17 protein-coding genes are annotated in these 24,659 nt (G+C 60.4%); 7 read left to right on the top strand and 10 right to left on the bottom strand.

The window, feature by feature from the left end:
- Positions 1–210: 210 nt before the first annotated feature.
- From BBAG_RS05595 to BBAG_RS05620, 6 genes are all read right to left on the bottom strand, one after another.
- Positions 211–858 carry a DUF4190 domain-containing protein gene (locus tag BBAG_RS05595; RefSeq protein WP_003826869.1) on the bottom strand — a complete coding sequence of 216 codons (648 nt, stop codon included), beginning with the start codon at positions 856–858 and terminating at the stop codon, positions 211–213.
- 93 nt (positions 859–951) lie between these two features.
- The gene (gene pheT, locus BBAG_RS05600) at positions 952–3,561 is read right to left on the bottom strand and encodes a phenylalanine--tRNA ligase subunit beta (RefSeq protein WP_003826870.1); all 2,610 of its coding nucleotides are present in this window, start codon (positions 3,559–3,561) and stop codon (positions 952–954) included.
- A 6-nt stretch (positions 3,562–3,567) separates the two neighbouring features.
- On the bottom strand, positions 3,568–4,623 hold the full coding sequence (gene pheS, locus BBAG_RS05605) for a phenylalanine--tRNA ligase subunit alpha (protein WP_187128114.1): 1,056 nt from the start codon (positions 4,621–4,623) through the stop codon (positions 3,568–3,570).
- A 224-nt stretch (positions 4,624–4,847) separates the two neighbouring features.
- Positions 4,848–5,720, bottom strand: a complete 873-nt coding sequence (locus BBAG_RS05610) for a TrmH family RNA methyltransferase (RefSeq protein WP_003826872.1) — start codon at positions 5,718–5,720, stop codon at positions 4,848–4,850.
- 70 nt (positions 5,721–5,790) lie between these two features.
- Complete coding sequence (locus BBAG_RS05615; protein WP_003826873.1) at positions 5,791–8,232, bottom strand: ATP-binding cassette domain-containing protein; 2,442 nt, start codon at positions 8,230–8,232, stop codon at positions 5,791–5,793.
- Between the two features lie 132 nt (positions 8,233–8,364).
- A complete protein-coding gene (locus BBAG_RS05620) occupies positions 8,365–9,732 on the bottom strand; it encodes a dipeptidase (RefSeq protein WP_033508423.1) in 1,368 nt (455 codons plus the stop codon).
- Positions 9,733–9,944: 212 nt separating this feature from the next.
- Here BBAG_RS05620 and BBAG_RS05625 point away from each other — a divergent pair, with 212 nt between their 5' ends.
- The 4 genes from BBAG_RS05625 to glnA all read left to right on the top strand — a co-directional run bounded on the left by BBAG_RS05625 (position 9,945) and on the right by glnA (position 15,020).
- Positions 9,945–10,574, top strand: a complete 630-nt coding sequence (locus BBAG_RS05625) for a DUF3043 domain-containing protein (RefSeq protein ID WP_003826876.1) — start codon at positions 9,945–9,947, stop codon at positions 10,572–10,574.
- Between the two features lie 194 nt (positions 10,575–10,768).
- Entirely contained in the window at positions 10,769–12,265 is a 1,497-nt protein-coding gene (locus BBAG_RS05630; protein WP_003826878.1) for an FAD-dependent oxidoreductase, read from the top strand.
- A 176-nt stretch (positions 12,266–12,441) separates the two neighbouring features.
- Positions 12,442–13,230 carry a DUF4191 domain-containing protein gene (locus tag BBAG_RS05635; protein ID WP_003826879.1) on the top strand — a complete coding sequence of 263 codons (789 nt, stop codon included), beginning with the start codon at positions 12,442–12,444 and terminating at the stop codon, positions 13,228–13,230.
- A 350-nt stretch (positions 13,231–13,580) separates the two neighbouring features.
- Entirely contained in the window at positions 13,581–15,020 is a 1,440-nt protein-coding gene (glnA, locus tag BBAG_RS05640) for a type I glutamate--ammonia ligase (RefSeq protein ID WP_003826880.1), read from the top strand.
- A gap of 376 nt (positions 15,021–15,396) precedes the next feature.
- Here the strand turns inward: glnA and BBAG_RS05645 are convergent, their stop codons facing one another.
- The 3 genes from BBAG_RS05645 to BBAG_RS05655 all read right to left on the bottom strand — a co-directional run bounded on the left by BBAG_RS05645 (position 15,397) and on the right by BBAG_RS05655 (position 18,526).
- Positions 15,397–16,233: an energy-coupling factor transporter transmembrane component T family protein gene (locus BBAG_RS05645; RefSeq protein ID WP_003826881.1), complete on the bottom strand. Its 837-nt coding sequence runs from the start codon at positions 16,231–16,233 to the stop codon at positions 15,397–15,399.
- The gene (locus BBAG_RS05650; RefSeq protein ID WP_033508497.1) at positions 16,226–17,692 is read right to left on the bottom strand and encodes an ABC transporter ATP-binding protein; all 1,467 of its coding nucleotides are present in this window, start codon (positions 17,690–17,692) and stop codon (positions 16,226–16,228) included. Before BBAG_RS05650 ends, BBAG_RS05645 begins: the two co-directional genes overlap by 8 nt.
- Before the next feature lie 201 nt (positions 17,693–17,893).
- Complete coding sequence (locus BBAG_RS05655; protein WP_003826883.1) at positions 17,894–18,526, bottom strand: ECF transporter S component; 633 nt, start codon at positions 18,524–18,526, stop codon at positions 17,894–17,896.
- A 297-nt stretch (positions 18,527–18,823) separates the two neighbouring features.
- Here BBAG_RS05655 and BBAG_RS05660 point away from each other — a divergent pair, with 297 nt between their 5' ends.
- From BBAG_RS05660 to BBAG_RS05670, 3 genes are all read left to right on the top strand, one after another.
- Entirely contained in the window at positions 18,824–19,861 is a 1,038-nt protein-coding gene (locus tag BBAG_RS05660; RefSeq protein WP_033508501.1) for a cation diffusion facilitator family transporter, read from the top strand.
- Positions 19,862–20,029: 168 nt separating this feature from the next.
- Positions 20,030–21,175 (top strand): Mrp/NBP35 family ATP-binding protein, encoded by a 1,146-nt coding sequence (locus BBAG_RS05665; RefSeq protein ID WP_003826886.1) that lies wholly within the window; start codon positions 20,030–20,032, stop codon positions 21,173–21,175.
- Positions 21,176–21,392: 217 nt separating this feature from the next.
- On the top strand, positions 21,393–22,202 hold the full coding sequence (locus BBAG_RS05670) for a carbon-nitrogen hydrolase family protein (protein WP_003826888.1): 810 nt from the start codon (positions 21,393–21,395) through the stop codon (positions 22,200–22,202).
- 168 nt (positions 22,203–22,370) lie between these two features.
- On the opposite strand, the gene BBAG_RS05675 is transcribed toward BBAG_RS05670, so the two are convergent.
- Positions 22,371–24,656 carry a peptidase domain-containing ABC transporter gene (locus BBAG_RS05675; protein WP_003826890.1) on the bottom strand — a complete coding sequence of 762 codons (2,286 nt, stop codon included), beginning with the start codon at positions 24,654–24,656 and terminating at the stop codon, positions 22,371–22,373.
- Positions 24,657–24,659: the final 3 nt, after the last annotated feature.

A 24,659-nucleotide genomic window follows, 5' to 3' on the forward strand; every position in this document is an offset into this window, starting at 1 on the left:
TGACTTGGTAACTCCCCCGAGCATACAGCGATATACAGACTAATGCATAATTATGCAGTTCAGCGTTTCGCGGCACTCTTCCGGATGTTCGGCCGAAATCGGCCGTGCCGTGCAGCTTCGATGCGCAGACGCAACCGCATACCAAAAACGGGTCGTACGACGGCAACCCGCCATACGACCCGCAGCATACGAATCACGGTAACGCGCACGCTACGCGGAGATGGATCCATCGCCGGCGCCGCCGCCATTGCCACCGCCCGAATACATATTGAACATCTGCGCATACAGGTCGTTGACGCCGATGCCTCGGATCAGCAAATAAGCCTGCAGAAGCGTGGTCAGCACATTGATGATGATGGCCGCGATGGCAAGACCGCGCCCTTTCATATGCAGTCTCTTGGTACGCACCAGCGACAATCCTCCGATAACCGCGGGAAGCACCGGAACGGAGAAGACGAGCGAACAGATGAACGCCACGATCGCATACGAATCCCAATGCCCATAGAACGGGTTCTGCGCGGGATCGTCGGGGTTCAGATACTGTATGCGCGGCATATTCGACTGCGGCTGATTGCCATATGGATTATATTGATTCGGCTGCGCATACGGATTATATGGCTGCCCCTGCTGGCCGGCATACGGCTGGCCATTCTGCGCATTCGTCGGCTGGCCGGCATACGGCTGGCCGCCCATGGGGTTCTGCTGCGCCTGGTTTTGCGCGGCATCGCCGCCGTTCGCCGGCTGCTCCGGCTCAGGCCTGCCGTACAGATACGGGTCGTAGCCCGGATACTGCCCGGACATGGCACCGTATTGCGGCTGCTTGGTCTGCCCGTACTCAGGCTGCTGATGGTCGTCCATACCGATTACCTACTTCTGTGATCGTGCCGGCATTGCGCCGAACGGCAATGGGGTGCACGCCATCCGACGCACACCCCATAATCTTATCCATGCTCAGGCGCGCAGTTGCGCTCCCAGCTGAGCGGCCGCCTCGACAATGCGGGCGCGAATGGCCTCGCTGTCTTCGGCGCTCAGCGTCTTGCCCGGCGAACGGAACACCACGGCGAAGGCGAGCGACTTCTTGCCCTCACCCACCTGATCGCCGGTGAACACGTCGAACAGCTCGATGGATTCCAGATCCTCGCCGGCAGCCTCACGCACCACCTGCTCAAGCTGGGCGGCGGTCACGGAACCGTCTACCGTGAACGCAAGATCCTGCTTGACCGGCGGGAACGTGGAGATCGGCTTGGCCTGCACCGGCTTGCCGTCAAGCGTGGCAAACAGATCAGTCATATTCAGCTCGAATGCGCTGGAGTGCACCGGGAAGCCCAGGGCCTCGTTCACATGCGGGTGCAGCTCGCCGACCAGACCGATATGCTTACCGTCGACATCCACGTAGGCGAAGCGACCCGGATGCCACTGTGCGGGAACGTTTTCGGCTGCCGGCTGGTTCAGCTCGATCGTGGCGCCAAGACGGTCGGCGATGCGGTGCACCGCCTCAACGGCGTCGGACCAATCGACCGGGCGCTTGCCGCCCATCCAGCCGGTGTTCTCCGCAAGGCCGGTAAAGATGCCGGCAACATGGTCGGGCTGGTCGGGCAGACCCGCGTCGAGAGCCTTGAGCTGCTCCTCGGTGGGCTTCACGCCGCCGGGCAGGGCCGGGATGGAGGGCGCGTCCGGATTCCACAGGTAGACATGGCCGAGTTCGTACAAACTTACGTTCTCGAGGCCACGGCGGATATTGCGCTGCACGGTGGCTGCCAGCGTGGGCAGCACATGACGGCGCAGGAAGGGACGGTCGCCATACAGCGGGTTGGCGATCTCGACGCTGACCTTCTTAGTGGCCTCCGCGTCATAGCCGAACGCCTTGTAGTCCTCATCGCCGACGAACGGGTAGCTCAACGCCTCAACCAGGCCGTATTCGGCCAGCTCGTCCGCAACACGGCGACGGCGCAGCTGATCGGCGGTCAGACCGACCTTGCCCTTGACCGGAGCCGCGGGCACACGTACCGGAATCTCGTCGTATCCGACCAGTCGCGCGACTTCCTCGACCAGATCGCACGGCTCGTTGAGATCCGGACGCCATGTCGGCGCGGTGACGGAGAATTCGCCGTTGCCGCCGCCCGCTACGGTGCATCCGATATCGGTCAGGATCTTGGAAATGGTGTTCACATCGGTGTCGAGACCGGCCACGCGGGCGACCTCGGAAGTCGGGAACTGGATGGCTCTGCGATGCTTGGTGTTGTTCACATCGTTCGGGGTATCGCTGGGGGTGCCACCACCGTATTCGGCCAGCAGATCGGCGCACATCTGTGCCGCAGCGGGCTGCAGGGCGTAATCGACGCCACGCTCGAAGCGGCGGGACGCCTCGGAGGGAATCTTGTGACGACGGGCGGAACGGGCGATCGATACCTGGTCGAAGTGCGCGGCTTCCAACAGCACGTTCTTGGTTTCGGCGGTCACCTCGCCATACAGACCGCCCATCACGCCGGCGATGCCGAGAATACGGGAGGAACGATTGCCGTTCGGCGAATCGGTGATCAGCAGATCCTCGGTGCTCAGCTCATGCTCCTTGCCGTCGAGCGTGACGAGCTTCTCGCCCTCGTTCGCGCGACGGACCACGATCGGGCCTTCGATCTTGTCCAGATCGTAGGCGTGCATCGGCTGGCCCAAATCCATCATCACATAGTTCGTCGCGTCCACGGCCAACGAGATGGAGCGCATACCGCAACGGGTCAGGCGGCGGCGCATCCAGTTCGGGGTACGCGCCGCGGGGTCGAAGCCACGCACGATGCGTGCGTAGTAGCGGTCGCAGCCGGGCACACCGTGAATCGGATTGTTGTCATCGATCTGCACTTCGATGTCGGGCTTGACATCGGGCAGTGCGGATGCCGGGGTGGGGACCTTCTTGTTCAGCGCAATCACCGGATCGGTGAACTTGGCACCGGTGGAATGATGATATTCGCGCGCCACGCCACGGTACGACAGCGTATAGCCGCGATCCGGGGTGATGTTGATCTCCAGCAGCGGCTGGTCGAGGTGCAGCAGATGCATGGCGTCATCGCCCGGCTTCAACGCCTCGTATTCCTCTTCGGTGAAGCCGTAGTTGCGCAGCAGAATGATGCCGTCATGGTTGTCGCCCAAGCCGAGTTCACGCTCGGAGGCGCACATGCCATTGGAGATATGGCCGTAGGTCTTGCGCGGTTCGATCTTGAAATCGCCGGGCAGCACGGCACCCGGCAGCGTCACGACGACCTTCTCGCCGGCTGCCATGTTCGGCGCGCCGCAGATGATGCCGCGCGGCACCTTGTTGCCGTTCTCGTCGACCTCGTTGTATTCGTCGCCGACATCGACATGGCACCAGTTGATGATCTTGCCGTTCTTCTGCGGTTCCGGCGTGGCGTCCACCACATAGCCGACCACGATCGGTCCGGTGACCTGGCTGGAGTGAATCTCCTCCTCTTCCAGACCGACCTTCACCAGATCCTTGGCGAGCTGCTCGTATGTCAGATCCGCCGGGACTTCGACGTGGCTCTTGAGCCAATCAATATCAACCATAGGCATGGGCAATCACTCCCCCATCACAAACTGTTCGGCGAAACGCACGTCACCTTCCACAAGGTCGTGCATATCGTTGATGTCGCTGCGCAGCAGCAGCGTACGTTCCATTCCAACACCGAACGCGAAGCCGGTGTATTCGTTCGGGTCCAACCCAGCGGACTTCAGCACGTTCGGATTCACCATGCCGCAGCCGCCCCATTCGAGCCAGCCGGGGCCGCCCTTCTTATCGGGGAACCACAGGTCGAGTTCGGCGCTCGGCTCGGTGAACGGGAAGTAGCTCGGGCGCAGACGCGTCTTGGCTTCCGGGCCGAACATGGCCACGGCGAGCTTATCGAGCACACCCTTGAGGTCGGCCATGGTCAGACCCTTGTCCACTGCAAGCGCTTCGCACTGGTGGAACACCGGGGTGTGGGTGGCGTCGAGCTCGTCGGTACGGAATACGCGGCCTGGGCTGGCGATGTACAGCGGCACGCCGCGGTCGATGAGCGCACGGACCTGATCGGAGGAGGTCTGGGTACGCACGACCATGTTGCTGCCGACGAAGCCGGCGGCGTCCTTGGCCTGGTTGCCCTTCACATAGAAGGTGTCCTGCATCTGGCGTGCGGGATGATCGGGACCGAAGTTCAGAGCATCGAAGTTATACCATTCGCTTTCCACTTCGGGGCCGGAGGAGATCTGCCAGCCCATGGAGACGAAGAAGTCCTCGACGTCTTCCATCAGCTTGGCGAGCGGGTGACGTGCACCCAGCGGCTTGCGGTTGACGGGCAGCGTCATGTCCACGGTCTCGGCCGCGAGCGCCGCGGATTCCGCGGCGGCCTTCAGTTCCTTTTCGCGCGGGCCGAATGCGCGACCGAAGTCGGCGCGGAGCTTGCCCATCAGCTGCCCGGCTTCCTTCTTCTGATCCTTAGGCAGCGATCCGATGGCCTTGCTGGCTTTGGTCATAGCCGACTCGGCACCGGCATACTGCGTTTTGATGGCTTTCAGTTCCTCCAGACTGGAGGCGTTTTGGATTTTGGCGATGCCTTCAGCGACCGCATCGCTTACCGCTTGGGCGTCAAACACCATACCCTCTGCCACGGTTTCCCTTTCTAATATCCCTTGGAACGATTGCGTTTCCAAGCACTTTACCGACACATATTCTTTCACGCCTACTCGACCGTCTAAGCCCTCGGCTTCACTTCTTGGACACCGCCCCGCCGGCACCACCCTTGGCCTGCTTGCGCAAACGCGCGATGGAGATGCGTGCATCGTTCTACGCTTGTCAGGGCGAGACGGAGCGGCGCGGTCGGCTATCGGGTGAACGCCAGACTCATCAGGATGATGGCCGCGGAGGTGGCGAGGTTGAGCGATTCCGCCTTGCCATACATCGGGATGGATACGATGCGCTGGCACTGTTCGAGCGTCTTGCCGTTGAGTCCACGCGCCTCGTTGCCGAACAGGACCGCGTAGCCGTCCTTCCTGTGCTCTTCGCCGCGCATGGCATCGAGTACATCCGGCAGGCGTTCCGGCTTGCGTTTGCGCGTGCCATACACGTCGGCCGCCCATATGTCAAGCCCCTGTTCCTTCATCCAGTCGAAGAAATCATTGGTGCCCATGGCGATTACGGGAATATGGAACAGCGATCCGGTGGTGGAGCGGATCACCTTGGGGTTGAGCATGTCGACGCAGTCGTCGACGAACACCACCACGTCACATCCGGCGGCGTCCGCGGCGCGGATCACCGTTCCCGCGTTGCCGGGGTCGCGCACCTGCCAGAACGCGGCGACGCGCATGCCCCTGGAATACGAGGAGGCCTGCTCCACTTCGGCTTTCATGCCGGATCGAAGCTTGTCGGTATCCCCTACGGCGATGACGCCCTGCGCGTCGGGACTGATATGGTCGATCACCTCTCGGGTGGCGGTATGCACGTACAGGTCGGCCGACTTGTCGAGGGCGCGCTGGGCGATATCGGCCAGCACATCGGAGTCGATGCCGTCCTCGTCGCCCGCCACGTAGATGTCGGTGACGATGTCGGAGGCGTAGCGCACGGCCTCACGTACGGACTGCGGCCCTTCGATAAGGAACCTGCCGTTCTTGCGGCGGCCCTTGGTGCGGGTGAGTTCCGCGATTCTGCGGACTCGATCGGATTTCGGATTGTCAAGCAGTTGAGCGTTGATTGGCATGCCATCCACACTACCGCCCAAGCAGACATTCACGCACCGAGGCCGAGACTGCGGATTGTGACGTTGCCGATCAGTTGCCGAAGAAGGAAAACGTGCCAAAGCGCAGCGCCAGGCATAGCGAGGCGACCGGCAGGGCCAGACAGGCCGCCAGGAACACCCTGTCCCGTACATGTACTTCGCTCACGCGGGCATGGCTGCGCGGACCGGAGCCGCCGAATCCGCGGGCTTGCATGGCCGTGGCAAGCGTGGTGGAACGTCTGATGGACAACACCAATAGCGCGAAGGACTGTGGGAGGAACGCGCGTAGCGCATTGTCGTCCCCCAAACCACGCGACCGGCGCGAGGCGGACAGCGCCGCCCAATCGTCCTGTAATACGGAGAACAGACGCATGCCTGCAAGGCCGCCATACACGAACCGGTCGGGCAAATGCAGAATCTGGCTGAACGAATCCGCCAGGTCCGTGACGTCGATGCCCAGCACCGCTATGATCGCGGGAATGCCGATGGCGAGGATGCGCAAAGCGGTCGCCAAGGCGAGTTCGGCCGAACGGTCGGTAACGCGCATAAGCCCCCACTGCCACCAGGTGTCGCCGCCGGATTTGCCGTAGAGCAGCACCGCGAGAGCGGAGAACGGTGCGCCGACGAACACCGGCCAGGTGGATCGCACCGTTCGCCACGGCGTGATGCCGATGACCGCAAGCACCGCGAACTCCAGTACGAGCATGGTTCCCGATGAGAGCCAGTCGAGGCTGAGCAGCATGGGCAGTGCCGCAAGGAACCCGCCGATCAGACGATATGCGGGGTTCAGCGATGCCAGGAACGGCGAACGGCTGGATTGTCGTTCCGCCTCGTCGCGCGTGTTCACGCTGGTCACGGCGACCACGTCGTCGCCGGCCGAATCGCCATGCCCGTCTTGTGCAGGCTCCCATTCGCGCCGGGAATTCTCCGGCTGCAATTCGATGACGCGCGCGCCCAGCGCCGTGACCAGTTCGCGGTCGTGCGTGACCACGATGATGCTTACACCGTCGGAACGCAGGCCGTGGATGAGTTGCACCATCTGCATCCATGTGCACCGGTCCTGTCCGAAAGTCGGCTCGTCCAGAATGAGCACACGCGGCGCGGATGCCAGCGCCGCGGCCACGGTGAGCCTGCGTTTCTCCCCACCGGAAAGGGTGTACGGATTGGCGTTCTCATAGCGCAGCAGATCGAACCGCCGCAGCAAGGTGCGCGCACGTTCGCGGGCCTGGCTCTCCTCTACGCCCACACGCAGCGGGCCGAGCATCACCTCGTCGAGTACGCTGCCGGTGGCGAACTGGTGTTCGGGGTTCTGGAACACATATGAGATGCGGGAGGCAAGCTCGGTGGATTTCCAGTCGCCGGGGTGAACACCGTGCGCGCCTGCGGCCAGTTCGCCCGATGCGCTCACTTCGCCGTCCACTGGTTCAAGAAGACCTGCCAAGGTGAGCGCCAGCGTCGATTTGCCGGCGCCGTTCGCGCCGACCAGCGCGGTGATCTGCCCCTGTTTGAATGCAAGATCGATGCCGGTCGCCACGGCTTTGCCGTTGCGCCCGATGGCGAGATTCTTCGTGCACAGCACCGGTTCGCCGATGCCTTCGCAAGCCGGGTAGTCGGGTTCGCTGCCGGTATGGATCGCACCGATACGGCATTCGCCGCGCATATACCGCCGCGGCACCCAGATGCCCAGCCGTGCAAAGTCGAGATTCGGATCGCGGAACACCTCATCCGGCGTACCGTCCGCCATGATGACGGTGTGTCGTTCCTGGCCGTTGGCGGCATCCTGGTCGGTTTGCGATCCAAGCACGATCACACGGTCGATCAGGTCGATCCAAGGTCCGGCATGATGCTCCACCAACACCATAGTCGAACGGAATTCGTCAAGTACGTCGCGTACCGCCGTAACCACCTGCGTCACCCCGTCGGGATCGAGATTCGCGGTGGGCTCGTCCAGCAGCAACACGCTTGGCCTCATCGCCAACGCGCCAGCCAAGGCCAGTCGCTGCATCTGCCCGCCGCTCAGATGCGTCACCGAACGGTGCAGCTGTAGTCCCTGCAATCCAACCGCGGCAAGGCTGCTGCCTACACGCCGCCAGATCTCGCCACGTTCCACATGCAGATTCTCCGGCCCGAAGGCCACATTGTCGCCAAGACGCTGGAACACCGCCTGCGCGTCCGGATCCTGCAATACCAGTCCTACCCGCCCGATCGCCTCGCGCACGGGAACATCGTCTACGAACACATGCCCTTCGGTCGCGCCGCCTTCGGCGTCGACCATAATGCCATCCTCCTGGCCGGGGTCCTGCCGCTCATAGCCATTCGAGCCCAGCAGTCCGGCCGCACCCTCAAGAATGGTGGATTTGCCAATGCCCGAAGCCCCCAGCAGCAATACGCGCTGCCCGGCCTCGACGGTAAGATTCAGCCCTCGCACGCTGAAATACCTGCGGGAGGCGTGGCGATACCCCCAGTTATCGAAGCGCAATACGGCGTTCGGCATGATGGCGTTGGCTGCTGTGATTGAAGATTCGGGCACGGCGATGGTCCTTGGTGTGATGGTGGCGTGGTGTTCGCTCGTTGCTTCGCTGCAGGCCGGCGCGACAGGCACATGCCATATCGCGCCGGCAACGACTCATCGGGCGAACTTGTTAAGCAACAGCGCCTCGGTGATCACATTGTTCTTCAACCCCGGCAACGAGATGGACTCGTTCGGGCTATGCGCGTTGGCCTTCGGATCCTCCGGGCCGGTAACCAGCACCTGGGCCTTGGGGAAGATGCGCTGCAATTCGGGGATGAACGGGATGGAACCACCTTCGCCCTTGTTGACGGGAGCCACGCCGAACGCCTCCTGCATCGCCTCAAGCGCGTCCTTGGTGGCCTCGGCATTCGGGTCCATGGCCCAGCCCATGCCGTTCTCGCCGCGCTTGATGCTCACTTCGGCGCCGAACGGCGCATGATCGACCAGGAACGACGCCAACGCGTCCTGCGCTTCTTCAGGGCGCTGGTTCGGCGCAGTGCGCAGGCTCAGACGGAACGTGGTTTCGGGGCTGATCACGTTGAACGAGCCTTCGACCGGATGCGCGTCAAAACCAATCACGGTCACCGAAGGCTTGGTCCACATGCGGGAGGCGAGCGACCCCGTACCAGCCAGACGGTAGCCGGGCACCGCGCCGGAATCCTCGCGCACAGTCGCCTCGTCCAGATCGCGCTGCAGGCCGCCGATCGGTTCCTCCGCCTTGACGCCCGGTACCGCCAGGTCGCCGTTCTCGTCGTACATGGAGGCGATCAGCATCGCGGCAAGCGTGTTCGCGTCGAGGATCGGACCGCCGTACTGGCCGGAATGCACCGGATGCTCCAGCACCTTCACGGTCACATCGATGTCGGTGTTGCCGCGCAGCGAAGTGGTCAGGCTCGGAATGTCCGCCGACCAGTTACCAGAATCGGCCACGATGATCACGTCGGCGTCGAACTCGTCACGATGATCCTCGATGAACGGGATGAAGCTCGGCGAGCCCATCTCCTCCTCGCCTTCGATGAAGATCTTGACGTTCACGCCAAGATCGTCGCCCAACGCCTTCAACGCGCCGGAGTGAATGGCAATGCCACCGCCGTCGTCCGCGGCGCCACGGCCGTACAGCCTGCCGTCGATCTCGGTGCCGACGAACGGATCGGTGTTCCACACGCTGGCATCCGGCACCGGCTGCACGTCATGATGCGCGTACAGCAGCACGGTGGGCGCGTTCGGGTCGACGATCCTGGAGCCGATGACCTCCCATGCGCCGGGGGTGCCATCCGGATTATGCGACTGCGCGACCTTGGCGTCCACGCCCACCTCGCGCATCTGTTCGGCCACGAATTCGGCGGAACGCTTCATATGGTCCGCTGTTATGCCATGAGCGGAAACGGATTGCAATGCGATCTTACGGTTGAGCACATCGACGATGCGCTGCCAGTCCTGTTCGACGCGGGCGCGGATGACGCCCGATTCCAGTTGTGCCATGTTCAATACCTTTTCTCTATGCCGCCGGTATGCCGGCCAAGCGATGACGCAGACCATGGCATCCGACGATGCGAATTCGATATGCAATCGTATATTCCCCACGCGCCCACGCAAAAACATGTGATTCCACGGCATGCCCGAAAGCCGGCAACGCTTGCATTTCCAAGCATTCGCACGGGTGCTGCGTCGAGGCGTCACCGTAATCTGCAAGCATGACATGGAACAAGAAGAAAGACGAGGCTCACAAGCCGGTCGATGATGCGGCTGAACCCTCCGACCAGCACAAGGGCAGCACCCAGGCCGCCGGCAAGGGTCACCCAACTCCCAAGCGCAAGGACGCCCAAGCCCAGAATCTGCACCCGCTGGTGCCCGCCGACCGCAAGGCAAGCGCCAAAGCCGCCAAGGCCCGCATCCGCGCGAAGGAAGACGCGCAGTACGAGGCAATGAAGAACGGCGACATCAACAACATGCCGAAGTCGGAACGACTGCCGTGGCGCGTATATATCCGCGACTATGTCGATGCACGATTCAACATCGGCGAGTTCTTCATCCCCATCGCACTGGTCATCATGATCGGTTCGATGGTACTGAGCTACGTCATCCGCAACGCATGGGCTTCGATCATCCCCATGATCCTGCTGTATGCCTACCTCGCCGCCGTGATCATCGATGTGGCGGTGATGTGGCACAAGCTTAAGAAGAAGCTGATCGACAAGTTCGGCGAGGCCTCCGTGGCCAAGGGCACGCGCTCCGCATCCTATGCCTGGAGCCGCGCCATCCAGATTCGCCGTTGGCGTCTGCCCAAGCCACGCTACAGCAAGCGCGGCCATTGGCCCGAGTGATCGATCTTCCAGACGAATCACACCTCAGCACTTTTCCAGCGCTCCAAGCCCGTTACGCTTGGAGCGCTTTTGCATACCACGAATCTCGCATACCGCAACCGTCCAACACCATGCATCGTCGTCGGCACACCAAGCAGCACGCTAAGGTTGGTCATGGCACACCCACAACCAACAGACAGACGGGCAGGATTCCCATGACTGAACAATTCGACATCGCCATCATCGGCGCCGGCCCAGGCGGCTACTCCACAGCACTACGCGCAGCCCAACTCGGCAACACCGTCGCCCTCATCGAACGCGACCCCACCCCCGGTGGCACCTGCCTGAATCGCGGATGCATCCCCACCAAGACACTGCTCGACGCCACCGCCACCTTCGACGCGATCAAGCACACCAGCACCATCGGCATCCACGCGCACACCGACCCCATCGACTTTCCAGCGCTGCATCAATGGCGCGAACACATCGTTTCCACCATGACCACCGGTCTTTCCTCCCTGCTCGCACGCCGCGGCGTCACCGTATTTCGCGCCACCGCAGCACTAGGCGAACCGCACGATCCCACCGGCATGCAACAGCGCGCCATCCGCCTCACACCCTCACCCGGGCAGAACGACGTGCTCCGCATCAACACACAAGACAGCACGCCACAAGGCGCATCACTCACCATCAACGCGGCAAACGTGGTACTCGCCATGGGCTCACGCCCACGCCCGCTGCCCGGCATCCCATTCCACAACGCGATCATCGACTCCACTCAGGCCCTGCAACGCGACTTCCCCACATCAGCCACCATCATCGGCGCCGGAGCAGTCGCCGTCGAATTCGCCTCCATATGGAACTCGGCCGGATGCAACGTCACGCTCATCATCCGCAAAAACTGCGTACTCTCCGCATGGGACCGCCGCGCAAGCACCACACTCACCCGAGAACTCGCCAAGCGCGGCATCACCATCATCACCAACGCCACCGTCACACGCATCGATTCACCATCCCCTCGTGAGGCGACCGTGCACTACCGCACCAAAGGCTCGGACGAAGACCAATCCCTGCAAACACAGGTCGTACTCGGCGCCATAGGCCGCGACCCCAACACCAGCGAAGGCTGGATCGACGCCAGCGGCATCGCTCTTGACGCACAAGGCCATGTCGTCACCGACGAGTTCGGCCGCACCTCGGCAAACGGCGTTTGGGCCGTCGGAGACATCACCGCCGGTCATGCACTCGCGCATCGCGCATTCGCGCAGGGAATCACCGTGGCCGAACGCATCGCCGGGCTGAATCCGAAGCCCGTGGACGAATACACCATTCCGCAGGTCGTGTTCTCCCGGCCGCAAGCCGCCTGCGTGGGCTACACCGGCGCACAGGCAAAGGCAAGCGGACGCTTCCTCGACATCACCGAAACCGCATACCCGATGATGGGCAACGCCCGCATGCTGATGAGCGGTTCAGCCGGCGCCATGACCGTTGTCAGCGGTGAGGATACCGACAATCCCGGCACACGCGTGTTGCTGGGTGTGCACATGGCAGGCCCCGAGGCAACGGAGCTGATCGCCGAAGCCGAACAGCTGGTCGGAAACCATGTGCCGCTGAGCGAGGCGGCACGGCTCATCCACCCGCATCCCACGTTCTCCGAGGCCTTCGGCGAGGCGCTGCTCAAAGCGGACGGACGCCCGCTGCACACAAGATAAGTCCCCTCCCGATCCCACGCCGGACGCTCGGCTCCAATGCCTGAACGCCCGGCGTGCTCTCGTCTGCGGCGCAGACAATGCCAACGCCGCTTTCACCGCTTCTTTTTCAATATTCCTCAATACTGGTAAACTGTTGGCCAGTATGCCAACAGCGACGAGTAGCAAGTGAGGGAGTCATGGCGGAAAAGCCAGCAAAGAAGAAGTCCGGAAAACGTAACCTGTTCAAGCAGATCGCCCAGGTCTACCAGTTCACACATGAAGAGGACAAGCAGCTGCCATGGCTGATGGCCTTGGTATTCGCGGCCCCGATTGTTCTGATGATCATTCTGGGCGTCGTGCAGAAGTGGATGTGGCTGACCTGGATCTTCATCATGATTGCGGCCATCATGGTCGGCCTTCTGTTCGCCACCATGATGCTGACCCGTCGTGCTGACGCCGTCGGATTCCGCAAGATGGAAGGCCGCCCCGGCGCCGCAATCGCCGTGCTGAGCAATATGAACAAGGCCGGCTTCAGCTTCCCACAGGAACCGGTGTGGATCGACCCGCGTACCAAGGACGCCATCTGGCGTGGCACCGGCTACAACGGCATCTACCTGATCGGCGAAGGCAACGCCGAACGTCTCAAGCATGCGATGGACCGTCAGGAGCACGCCATCAAGGGTGTGACCGCAGGATCGTCCATCCCCGTATACCGCTTCTATATCGGTAATGGCAAGGGTCAGACCCAGCTGAAGGATCTGCGCAAGACCATCGTCAAGAAGAAGACGCTGCAGCCGAACACCACCACCAACAAGTTCATGAAGGCAATTCACCCGCATCAGCGCTTCCTGCTCACCAGAACCGAGCTTTCCACGCTGAACGACCGCCTGCGCACGCTGCAGTCCAAGAACGGCTACAGCATCCCCAAGGGCATGGATCCAAACCATCCGCAGAAGATCAGCCGCCGTGCGATGCGCGGTCGCTGATTCACCATTGCCTACATTGTTTGCAGAAGACCCCGGCCAAGGCCGGGGTCTTCTGCATTCATCGTCGATTCGCCCCGCGTGCGCCCTGTCTCGCCATGTCTCCCCCAACACACCCCACTCCGTCTCTCTATATGTCATAAGTCACGCATCCATTGCGTGATTGAATATGGTCACGCTGGCTCACCGTCCACTGTGTGGACATGCTTTGTTGCGTGTGATTCCCACAATGACGGGAACCACACGCAACATCCCTCATTACGAAACATTCTCGTAACCGAAATTACGAGTGCGTGAAACGCACCCTCCTATGCTTGTCTCACGTAACTTCTGATTGTGAAAGGAGCGGTCCCGTGACCGACGAACTGAAAACCAAGGCTGATGCCGAGGCCCTTATCAATAAGGAAGGCGTGGAGTACGTCTCCGTCCGTTTCACCGACCTTATCGGTGTGCAGCAGCACTTCACCGTGCCGGCAAGCGAATTCCTGAAGGACGCCTTTACGGACGGCATGCCGTTCGACGGTTCTTCGATGCAGGGCTTCCAGGCCATCAACGAGTCCGATATGAAGCTGGTTCCGGACGTGTCCACCGCCTTCATCGATCCGTTCCGCAAGCACAAGACCCTCGACGTGGCCTTCTCCATCGTGGATCCGCTCACCGATGAGCCCTACTCCCGCGATCCGCGTCAGGTTGCAGGCAAGGCCGAAGCCTACCTGAAGTCCACCGGCATCGCCGACACCGCCTCCTTCGCTCCGGAAGCCGAGTTCTTCATCTTCGACAAGGTTCGTTTCGAGAACTCCATGCAGCGTTCCTTCTACGAGGTGGACTCCATCGAGGCCCCGTGGAACTCCGGCATCGACACCGAAGACGACGGCACCCCGAACATCGGTTTCAAGAACCGCGTCAAGAAGGGCTACTTCCCCGTTCCGCCGATCGATCACACCCAGGATCTGCGCGACGACATGGTCGCCAACCTGCAGAAGGTCGGCCTGATTCTCGAGCGTTCCCACCATGAGGTGGCCGGCGCCGGTCAGCAGGAGATCAACTACCGCTTCAACTCCCTGCAGCATGCAGGCGACGACCTGATGAAGTACAAGTACGTTGTGCACGAGACCGCCGCTCTGGCGGGCAAGGCCGCGACCTTCATGCCGAAGCCGATCGCAGGCGACAACGGCACCGGCATGCACTGCCACCAGTCCCTGTGGAAGGACGGCAAGCCGCTGTTCTATGACGAGAAGGGCTACGCCGGCCTGTCCGACATCGCTCGCTGGTACATCGGCGGCCTGATCAAGCACTCCTCCTCCGTGCTGGCCTTCACCAACCCGTCCCTGAACTCCTACCACCGTCTGGTTCCGGGCTACGAAGCTCCGGTCAACCTGGTGTACTCCGCACGCAACCGTTCCGCCGCCATCCGTATTCCGCTGGCTGGCACCGCCCCGGCTGCCAAGCGTATCGAATTCCGTGCCCCGGATCCGTCCTGCAACCCGTTCCTCGCCTTCTCCGCACAGCTGATGGCAGGCCTGGACGGCGTGCTGAACCATATCGAGCCTCCGGCACCGATCGACAAGGATCTGTACGAGCTGCCGCCGGAAGAGCACGAGGGCATCAAGCAGGTGCCGAGCTCCCTGGCCGAGGCCATGGACGCCCTGGAAGAGGATCACGACTTCCTGACCGCCGGCGACGTGTTCACCGACGATCTGATCGAGACTTGGCTGGACCTCAAGCGCGGCGAGATCGACGAAGCCCGCCTGGCTCCGACCCCGCTCGAGTACGAGCTGTACTTCCACATCTGATAGCCACAGCGTTTCATATAGGAGAACCCCGCCGCTCTTTGGACTGGCGGGGTTCTCCCGTCTCTGCTCCCGGCTACGAAAACATTCGGGCGCGTCTTGCAAGACTACTTTGTGGCCGCCCTTCAGAATAACCAGCGATGTTCCCTAACGGCCGCCCACATGGTTCCGTAGGTGGTTTTATGGTTCCGTAGGTGGTTGGCCGCAATACGTGGATACGGCAATGGCTTATTTCACGCCATTGTTCGCGTGGGTTTCTTACCCGAACCACCTACGGAAGCACGCGTATCCCCATCCACGCATATGTTCTCATGCATACTTCAGCTTTTGCCTGGTTTTATAACACAGCCATGCCAAATACCAAGAGCCAGAGCGGCAGTCAGTTACTCACGCCGCTGAACGCCCAATGCCAGTAGCCGGTGCAATACGCCGTGATGAGTGCAATCGCCGGCACCGCGGCGCATATCAGGTAGAATCCCCAGTCAACCGCATGCAATCGCGATTCACGGGCTTGGCTGCGCGGCAGTTCGGAACCGAATCCACGCGCCTCCATCGCCGTGGCCAGCTTCGTGCCACGCCTGATCGACACCACCAGCAGATTGAATGCCTGGGAGAGCACGCGCTTAATCACATTGCCGTCGCCGAGTCCGCGCGAACGACGGGACTGCCCCAGTGCACGCCAATCATCCTGCAACAGGGTGAACATGCGTAGGCCGGCCAAACCGCCATATACGAATTTCGACGGCAAATGGAGGATCTGCACGAGCCCGTCGGCCAAATCGGTCGGATCGAGACCAAGCGCCAGCATCACACCCGGCACCGCAATCGCGGCGACACGCAGAAACGTCGCCAATGCCAAATACAGCGACCCTTGCGAGATCACCACGAATCCGCCTAGATTCGCCAACACCACACCCGAAGTCTTGCCATACAGAGCCACGGATACGAAGCTTCCCGCAGCGGCGATCCACACCGGCCAGGTCTTGCGCAACACCGTCCACGGCGCAATGCCGCCGATCCATAGCAGCAGCATTTCCAACCCGAACGCCACCGAAGCCGACATGATATCGAGCGTGAAGAACATGGGGATGCACAAGATCAGCGCGCCGATAAACCGACTGACCGGATTGATCTTCGCGATGAACCAGGACGGCGATGCGGGTCGGGCCACATCTCCACGTTCTGTATGCGACACTACGCCGATGGTTTCAGTCATGCTGTTCCTCCTCGCTGACAACGATACGGCGTGCGTCCAATGCCTCGATCAATGCCTCATCGTGCGTGACCATAATCACCGCGGAACCGGCGTCACGCACGTCGGCGATCAAACGCACCATTTCCGTCCATGTGGTGAAATCCTGACCAAAGGTCGGTTCGTCCATCACCACGACCTTCGGCGCGGCGGCCATCATGGATGCGACCGACAGTCGCCTTTTTTCCCCGCCTGACAGTGTGAACGGATTGGCCGGGCCGAATCGTTTGAGATTCATACGTTCCAGAATCTCGTCCGCGATCCGATATGCCTCCTCATCCGTTTTCCCCATGGATTTCGGTCCTACGGCAACCTCGTCGCGCACGCTGGCGGTAACGAACTGGTGTTCCGGCTCCTGGAACACCATACCGACACGCCCCAGCAGATCACGGCTCTTCCATGTGCTCACATCATTGGCACGGCGCGGCGGCACCATCCGTTCCGCCACGCGCACATGACCGGCAAGCGGTTCAAGCAGACCCGCCAAAGTAAGCGCAAGCGTGGATTTGCCTACACCGTTGCGCCCCGTCAATGCGGTGACCTCACCGGCATGGAATTCTAGATCGATGTGTTTGCCAAGCGGGAACTCACGGCCGAAGCTCAGATCGTCGGTTCGCAGCACCACCTCGCCGGCAGGCCGCTCCGGATGATACGGCGTGATGGCTCGCCCAGGCACCCACGCGCCGCCTTCGGCAAGCACATCGCCCATGGTGCCGAACACCTCGCCCGGCGTGCCATCCGCAATCACGCCGCCGGTCAGCGAATTGCCGTCAGGCTTGCCCAGTACGATCACGCGGTCAACCGCGTCAAGCCACACATCGATATGATGCTCGACCACGATCAGCGTTTCCCCGGTTCGCTCGACCACATGCTTGACGGCATCATAGACTTCCTTCACACCGTCGGGATCGAGATTCGCCGTCGGCTCGTCAAGGAGCAATAATCCGGGGTGCATGGCCAGCACACCGGCCAAGGCAAGACGCTGACGCTGACCACCGGAAAGCTTGCGTGTGGAATGGTCGAAGCGCATGTAGTCAAGTCCGACGATGTCCAGTGATTCGCGGGCACGCTGCCAGATCTCGTCTTTGGGCAACCCCAGGTTTTCGCATCCGAACGCGACATCATCGCCCACACGTTCCAGAATCGTCTGCGCGTCCGGGTCCTGCAATACCAGGCCGGAGACTCCACGCACCTTACGTGCGTCCCTGCCACCAACCAGCAGCGTCCCCTCCTGCTCGCCGTCATCATCGCCGCCAAGCACGCCTGCCAGTCCAGCCATCAGCGTGGATTTGCCGGCACCAGAGGCGCCAAGCAACAGCACACGCTCCCCCGGCCGGATGTCGAAGTCGACATGGCGTAGGGCGAAATCCTTACGTGAAGCGTGCCGCCACCCCCAGTTGCGCGCGGACACGCCTACCCCCATGGAACGTTCCCCGGCGCCGGCATACGCATCTGCGCTCATACGAGCATCCGCACCGGTATCGGCTCCGATTCCGGCATCATCACCAGAGGCAACGGTAACCATCGAAATCCCCCTCAACAAGCAATACGTCGTAATACGTAAACAATCAAACAAACACAACGGGTCCCACGCCGCACACCAGCGGCATGGGACCCTGGCCGCTCAGACCAGCGTCTGGGCGCGACCGGACTCGAAACGATCGAGCACACCGGTCTGTGCGATGGCACGATGCAGCAGGTACATCACCACGCCGGCCAGCACAACGCCGGAAACAATGGACGTGCCCAGGTAAATGCTGGAACGCAGCACACCCCATGCCGGGTTCATAACCCAGTAGTAGATGCCGCAGCCCACGCCGGCCAGAGCGCCGGAAACCGCGGTGGTCAGCATATTCCACTTCTTGTAGGCGAAGATCGCGAATCCGATTTCCGCGCCGATGCCCTGCATAATGCCCACGATCAGCGAACCGCCGACGCCCCACTGGTTACCCATGGTAAGTTCCAGGGCGGCGGCGAGCGTTTCGGCGAACAGCGCGGCACCAGGCTTGCGCACGATGATGGCGGCAAGCGGGCCGGCGAACAGCCAGAACGCGTTCAGCAGGCCTTCGAAGCCCGGCGTCACAGCGCCGAAAATGGCCAGCGGAGCCGCGCAGACAATATCCCAGCCCCAGAAGATCACGCCGGATGCCACGGCGATGATGGCGGCCACCACGATATCGACCACACGCCAGGTATTGCTGTGCTTGCGGACCGCGGAGGATTCGTTCTCCACGGCATCGATTGTTGGTTCAGTCATTACTGTGCCTTTCTCTCATTCAAGGCACGGGAAGAGAGACGTCCGTGCGCCGGAATTGCCCGGTAAACGTTCATACGGTCGAAGCGTTCGCTTCCTCTCAGCCTCACGGCTCCCGTGTCATTGCCCGATAATACGCAGCACGCTCGATTTCCCGTCTTCGCTTCCACGAGCATCGGCGGCTGTCGGCGCCGAACGCGGGAGCATGCTCCTTCAATCCCCGGAAATGCTCTAGGATGGCCTAGGAAGAGCGAAAGGAATGTTATGACCGCCGAAACGAATACCAATAACGCATCGGACATGCCGGTCTCCGACCAACCAGTTTCCAGCCAACCGTCACAGATGGGGCAGACGAACGAAGGAAACACCAAGCCCGCCCATGCCGGATCCGCCGTCAAAGCCGCGCTGGCCGCCAACATCGGCGTAGCCTGCGCGAAATTCGCCGCAGCCGCTTTCACCGGATCATCCTCCATGTTCTCCGAATCGGTGCATTCCGTGGCTGATTGCGCGAACGAGATCGTGCTCATGTTCGGCGACCGTGCTTCCGACCGCAAATCAAAAGGCGACCACCCTTTCGGCATGCATCGTGCGAAATATCTTGCCAGCTTCATCGTCGCCACGCTGCTGTTCTTCGTCGGTGGCGTGTTCGCCGTCAGTCAGGCGACGAAGAAGCTCATCGGACTGCTCGACGGCTCCGTGGACCGCCAGGTCGACTCGCTCGAACTGCTCGCCGCGCTGGCCGTGGTCGTGATCTCCGCCTGCCTCGAAGGCTACGGCCTGCACACGTCCATCAAGGAAGCACGCGAGCGCATGGATCGCGTGAAAGTGGAGAAGGATTCGCTGATCGGCTTCTGGAAGCGCACCAAGTCCGCCGAACTCGCGTCCGTGATGATGGAGGACACGCTTGCCTTGATCGGTTTGCTGTTCGCAGGTCTCGGCATCGGCTGCTCGATGCTGACCGGTGATGAACTGTACGATACGATCGGTGGTCTGATGGTCGGCCTGGTGCTGGTGATCGGCTCGGCCGCGCTGGCGTTCAAATCCGGTTCTCTGTTGCTCGGCGAGGATGTGGATCCGCGTACGCACAAGCTGCTTTCGCAGGCGGTGAACAATACGCCTGGCGTGGAACGGCTTATCAATATGCAGGCGATTCACATGGATGAGGATGCCGTGCTGCTGTGCTTGAAGGTGCAGACGTCCAAGTTGGACCGCGACTACGATGTGGAGACCGTCGACAAGATCGAGAAGAACATTCGCGCCGCATTGCCCTGGTATGAGTGGGAGATCTATGTAGAACCGGATATCTGGCGTGCGAACCATGTCTCCGCTGAGGAATAGCGGTTTCCCGTTTTCGTTTCGCATATCCGAGCAACACCATTGATTCGGCCGTCTGCGTTTCCGGTGCATGTTCTACCTATGATGCACGGTGGACATGCAGGCGGCCGAACACGGTTCTGGCGTGGCACGGGGCCACCCGCTAAGGTGGTAGGCGCACACAGGAGGATCATGAACGACATTCACACCATCGAAGCGAATATTTTCGAACGACTCAGCCATGTCATCGACCCGGAACTGGGCCGTTCCGTCACCGATCTGGGCATGATCACGTCGATCGAGGCCGTGCCGTCCGGCACCGTCAATGAGAACGGCGACGGCATCATCGACGTAACCGTGCATGTGGAGCTCACCGTCAAGGATTGCCCGTTGAGCGAAACCATCACCAATCAGATCAACGGTGCGGTCCGATCCTACGTGGCGCCCGGCTCCCCTAACGTCACGCTTGTTCCGCATATCGAGGTCAGTTCCATGCCGCAGGACAAGCTGACCAGTCTCGTGCAGACGCTCAAGGCGGAGCGCCGGCAGAATCCGTTCAGCAAACCCGGTATCAAGACGCGCATCTTCGCCATCGCATCCGGCAAGGGCGGTGTAGGCAAGTCCTCCGTAACCGCCAATCTTGCAGCCACTTTCGCCGCGCTTGGCTACGACACCGCTGCCATCGACGCGGATATCTACGGATTCTCCCTGCCTCGCCTGTTCGGCGTGCATACGCAGCCCACGAATCTGAACGGCATGCTCATGCCGGTGACCGCATGGGGCGTGAAGCTTATTTCAATCGGCATGTTCGCGGGCGCGGACCGTGCGATCCTGTGGCGCGGACCCAGACTGCAACGCTCGTTGGAGCAGTTCCTGTCCGATGTGTGGTGGGGCGAGCCGGATGTGCTGCTGCTCGATCTTGCGCCCGGCACCGGCGATATGGCGATTTCGGTGGCGCAGGCGCTGCCGAATGCCGAACTGGTGGTGGTGACCACGCCGCAGCCGTCCGCTTCGGATATTGCGGTGCGTTCCGGCTTGGTGGCGCTGCAGGTGCCGATGAAGGTGCGGGGCGTGGTGGAGAATATGAGCTACTACGAGCATAAGGGCGAGAAACTGCGGATCTTCGGCGAGGGCGGTGGCCAGCGCGTATCCGAACAACTGACTGCGGCGCTGGGCCATGATGTGCCGTTGATGGCGCAACTGCCATTGATGCCCGAACTGCGTGAGACCGGTGAAGAGGGCCGGCCTGCGGTGCTGACGCCGGAGGGCGCGTTGGCCAGCACTCCTCTGGCGGACGAGTTCACTTCGCTGGCGCAACAGCTTATGGAATTGCACTGAGCCGCCCCCCTTGCCGCGCTTTGGGTGCCGATTCGGACGTTTTCCGCTGGTTGGGTGTCGATTCGGACGTTTTCGAGTCCGATTTCGTCCGATTCGGCACTCATCTGCCAGAATTCGTCCGAATGGACCACCAACTGCGCGATGCCATCCGAAGCGACCGCCTTCCACGAATGCGCAGCTGCGACTGCCGGTAACGCAACAGTGCGAGAATGCCGGTATGAGAATCGCCATCGCACAGTTTGCGGTCGATCGCGAACCGGATCGCAATATCGAGACCATCCGCACCTATGCCATGCAGGCCTCAGCCAACGGCGCACGTGTGCTGCTGCTACCTGAGGGCATCATCGCACGGGACGCGACCGACCCGTATTACCCGGCATATCACGCACAACCAATCGACGGACCGTTCGTCGCGGCACTGCGGGCGATCAGCGCGCAGACCGGCATCGCGCTGATGGGAACAGTGCACGTAATCAACCCGGAAACCCCCAAGCCAAGTAACGTATTTCTTGTTATCGACAACGGTGAGATTCGCCTCGCCTACCGTAAAATCCACCTGTACGACGCGTTCGGCGAGCGTGAATCCGACGTGATCGAGCCGGGCAACGAGGTTCCGCCGCTTATCACCATCGACGGTTGGCGGTTCGGCGTGATGACCTGCTACGATCTGCGGTTCCCCGAACTGGCGCGGGCGCATGCCATTGCCGGCGCGGACGCGCTGGTCGTCTCGGCAGCCTGGGCGCGTGGAGCGGACAAGGTGGATCATTGGACGACACTGTGCAAGGCGCGTGCGTTGGAGAATACGTGCTACCTGATGGCATGCAGCGAGCACAGCGCGCATAACATCGGGCACAGCATGGCCGTTGACCCGATGGCGCATGTGATGGCACAATCAGAAAGCGACGACGTCGTGTTCGCGGATTTCGACCGGGATACGTTGGATAAGGCTCGCCAGACGCTGCCGGTGCTGTGCAATAGGCGTTTTGCAGCGCCAGTGTTGCAAGGCACGTCCCGGATGATTGATTAGCCCCTGCATTCGTTTGAACAACCGACCGTGCAGCAGATGGATGTCGATTCGGACGTTTTCCGCTGGTTGGGTGTCGATTCGGACGTTTTCGGGCCCGATTTCGTCCGAATGGACAGCCGAATAGAGAAAACAGCAGAGCAAAAATCATCACAGCCAGCGCATTCAGTACTAATGCTGACGATATAACTTTGCGTACAACTTCCCCTCGGCCATTAAGCTCTCATGCGACCCATGTTCAACAATATGCCCATCATCCATCACATATATCTCATCAAACATGCGTATCGAGCTTAGCCTGTGCGCCACCACCACACACGCGTATGGCGCACGCATAAGGGCTCTCATTATCTTGTTTTCCGTAACATTATCCAGCGCACTGGTCGGCTCATCCATCACCATGAACATCGGATTGGTCACCATGGCACGGGCGATTGCGATCTTCTGCCTCTGGCCTCCGGAAAGATTCAAACCATGTTCACTGATCATGGTGTCCAGTCCCAAGCCCGGATTCATCATCGATTCATCGATGCAACAGTCCTTGCACACTTGCCTTAATCGAGATTCATCCACGGATGTCCGTCGCAGCAGGATATTCTCACGCAACGTCATATTGAAAACCGTTGTATCTTGATGGACAAAAGCAATGTTCTTTGCACGCCACGAAAGCGGCAACTCTTCACATGGATGGCCATCGACCATCACTCTTCCCTGCGTCGGACGAATCAATCCGGAAAGAAGCTTGAGAACCGTGCTCTTACCCGAACCAGTGGGCCCTACTATCGCGACCTTGCGCCCCTTGGGAATATGTAAAGTAATGTCTTCTACTACGGGCTTGGAAAAAACCGTATACGAAAATGAGACATTGTGTGCAGTCAGACTCTCCCGGCCATAGTTATCGATACGCTCGGAATGCGGCGCAGCATAGCACGAGGGATTTTCTTGGCTCTCCCCTATTCCCGTTATCTCTTTGCCGCTCTGGGAATCACTCGGCAAGACTCTTTGGAGAGGAGCATGTTCTCCATCCACATGCCGCATCTCATAATCCATATGCCCGTCATTAGTTCGTTTTCCTGATGGAATAATGTCTGCAATCTTGCGGATATATGAGAGAACGGCAGCAAACTGCCCAATGGACGTCATGATGCTGCCGAATGGCACAACAAACGAAGAAGCCAACGTTACGAATCCGACTACCGTACCCAAGTCGACCATATCTTGAGCAAGCAGCACGGAACCGCATAGGATGATGGCGAGAGGCAATACGAATTCCAGTGCCGCCGACAGTGACGACATCCATGCATCGAGTTTGCCCCTCTTCCACTGGAAGTGAAGCTGCTTCTGCAGTAAATCAGACCAGCGCCGATAAAAGAAGCCCTCCAGATTCATGCTTTTTACGGTCTCTATTCCGGAGAAAATTTCAATAAAGGACTGTTGCACTGCGGATTGTGCAGCGGTCTCCTTATCAACCAGCTTTTTGGATTTCGCAGCATATATCGTCGAGACCATGAGAATAACAAAGCAAATCGCCAATGTCACCATTGTGAGCTGCGGTGAGTAGTTGATCATCATCACCAGATACACGGCAAGAAACACGAAGGACACCAGCGATCCAATCATTCCGGTAGCCAGCATTTGTTCAACGACAGCCACTAGATTCGCCCGGTAGATCATATCGCCGCTTGTTCGGTTTATGAAAAAGGCAAACTCTCGTTCGAACACTCCCCGCATGTATTTGCGGAATAGAAAGTTCCCAAACCCTATCCTTAATCGAGCGTTCGCCAATCCATTGAGCATGGAAATCAGGTAATACAGCGCAAAAGAAACAAGCATCATCGCGAACGCGGCCAGCAGAAACCCCTCGCTGGTGCACAGCTGCCGACGATTGACGATAAATCTCATTCCTGTTGGAGGAATCAATCCCAAGCTTTGTATTGCAAGCGACAATACTATGGCACTCAACACGAAAACCGGGGAAGAAACAAGGAAGTCCTTAATCACTCCCATGCAATTCGAGTCGCGCCATGCCCCGCGAATGGATCTTTTCTCTCCCGCACGCTCGGTAAGCACAGCCGCCGAGGAGCAGTGCCTACGAAAATCCTCTTCTCGCACGGATGAACGCCCACTCGCCGGATCAATAATACAGAAACGGCCGAATGCGTAATGGCTCAAGACTACGAAGTGATGATGATTCCATAGCAGGATGGACGGCGAATCCAGTTTTTTGAATCCATCGATATTCCGTACTGCAACGGCCCGGTTCGTCACCCCGTAATCATTCAGAATGGTCACTATATTTTTGATGCTTAGCCCGCCACGAGGAACACCATACGCATTACGCAAATCCTCCAATTCGGAATCGCGCCCATACGCCTTGAGTATCATGGCACATGCAGCCAAGCCACATTCGCTGTGCTCTCCCTGTTCGACGAGAGGGATACGCAAATGCCCTGCCATACA

Origin of the sequence: Bifidobacterium angulatum DSM 20098 = JCM 7096, from assembly GCF_001025155.1 — a bacterium.
Classification (GTDB): Bacteria; Actinomycetota; Actinomycetes; order Actinomycetales; family Bifidobacteriaceae; genus Bifidobacterium; species Bifidobacterium angulatum.

Excerpts from the sequence above, each read along its gene's own strand:
- BBAG_RS05595 (WP_003826869.1), bottom strand. The coding sequence starts at position 858 with ATGGACGACCATCAGCAGCCTGAGTACGGGCAGACCAAGCAGCCGCAA.
- pheT (WP_003826870.1), bottom strand. The coding sequence starts at position 3,561 with ATGCCTATGGTTGATATTGATTGGCTCAAGAGCCACGTCGAAGTCCCG.
- pheS (WP_187128114.1), bottom strand. The coding sequence starts at position 4,623 with ATGGTGTTTGACGCCCAAGCGGTAAGCGATGCGGTCGCTGAAGGCATC.
- BBAG_RS05610 (WP_003826872.1), bottom strand. The coding sequence starts at position 5,720 with ATGCCAATCAACGCTCAACTGCTTGACAATCCGAAATCCGATCGAGTC.
- BBAG_RS05615 (WP_003826873.1), bottom strand. The coding sequence starts at position 8,232 with ATGCCGAACGCCGTATTGCGCTTCGATAACTGGGGGTATCGCCACGCC.
- BBAG_RS05620 (WP_033508423.1), bottom strand. The coding sequence starts at position 9,732 with ATGGCACAACTGGAATCGGGCGTCATCCGCGCCCGCGTCGAACAGGAC.
- BBAG_RS05625 (WP_003826876.1), top strand. The coding sequence starts at position 9,945 with ATGACATGGAACAAGAAGAAAGACGAGGCTCACAAGCCGGTCGATGAT.
- BBAG_RS05630 (WP_003826878.1), top strand. The coding sequence starts at position 10,769 with ATGACTGAACAATTCGACATCGCCATCATCGGCGCCGGCCCAGGCGGC.
- BBAG_RS05635 (WP_003826879.1), top strand. The coding sequence starts at position 12,442 with ATGGCGGAAAAGCCAGCAAAGAAGAAGTCCGGAAAACGTAACCTGTTC.
- BBAG_RS05645 (WP_003826881.1), bottom strand. The coding sequence starts at position 16,233 with ATGACTGAAACCATCGGCGTAGTGTCGCATACAGAACGTGGAGATGTG.
- BBAG_RS05650 (WP_033508497.1), bottom strand. The coding sequence starts at position 17,692 with ATGGGGGTAGGCGTGTCCGCGCGCAACTGGGGGTGGCGGCACGCTTCA.
- BBAG_RS05655 (WP_003826883.1), bottom strand. The coding sequence starts at position 18,526 with ATGACTGAACCAACAATCGATGCCGTGGAGAACGAATCCTCCGCGGTC.
- BBAG_RS05660 (WP_033508501.1), top strand. The coding sequence starts at position 18,824 with ATGCCGGTCTCCGACCAACCAGTTTCCAGCCAACCGTCACAGATGGGG.
- BBAG_RS05665 (WP_003826886.1), top strand. The coding sequence starts at position 20,030 with ATGAACGACATTCACACCATCGAAGCGAATATTTTCGAACGACTCAGC.
- BBAG_RS05670 (WP_003826888.1), top strand. The coding sequence starts at position 21,393 with ATGAGAATCGCCATCGCACAGTTTGCGGTCGATCGCGAACCGGATCGC.
- BBAG_RS05675 (WP_003826890.1), bottom strand. The coding sequence starts at position 24,656 with ATGGCAGGGCATTTGCGTATCCCTCTCGTCGAACAGGGAGAGCACAGC.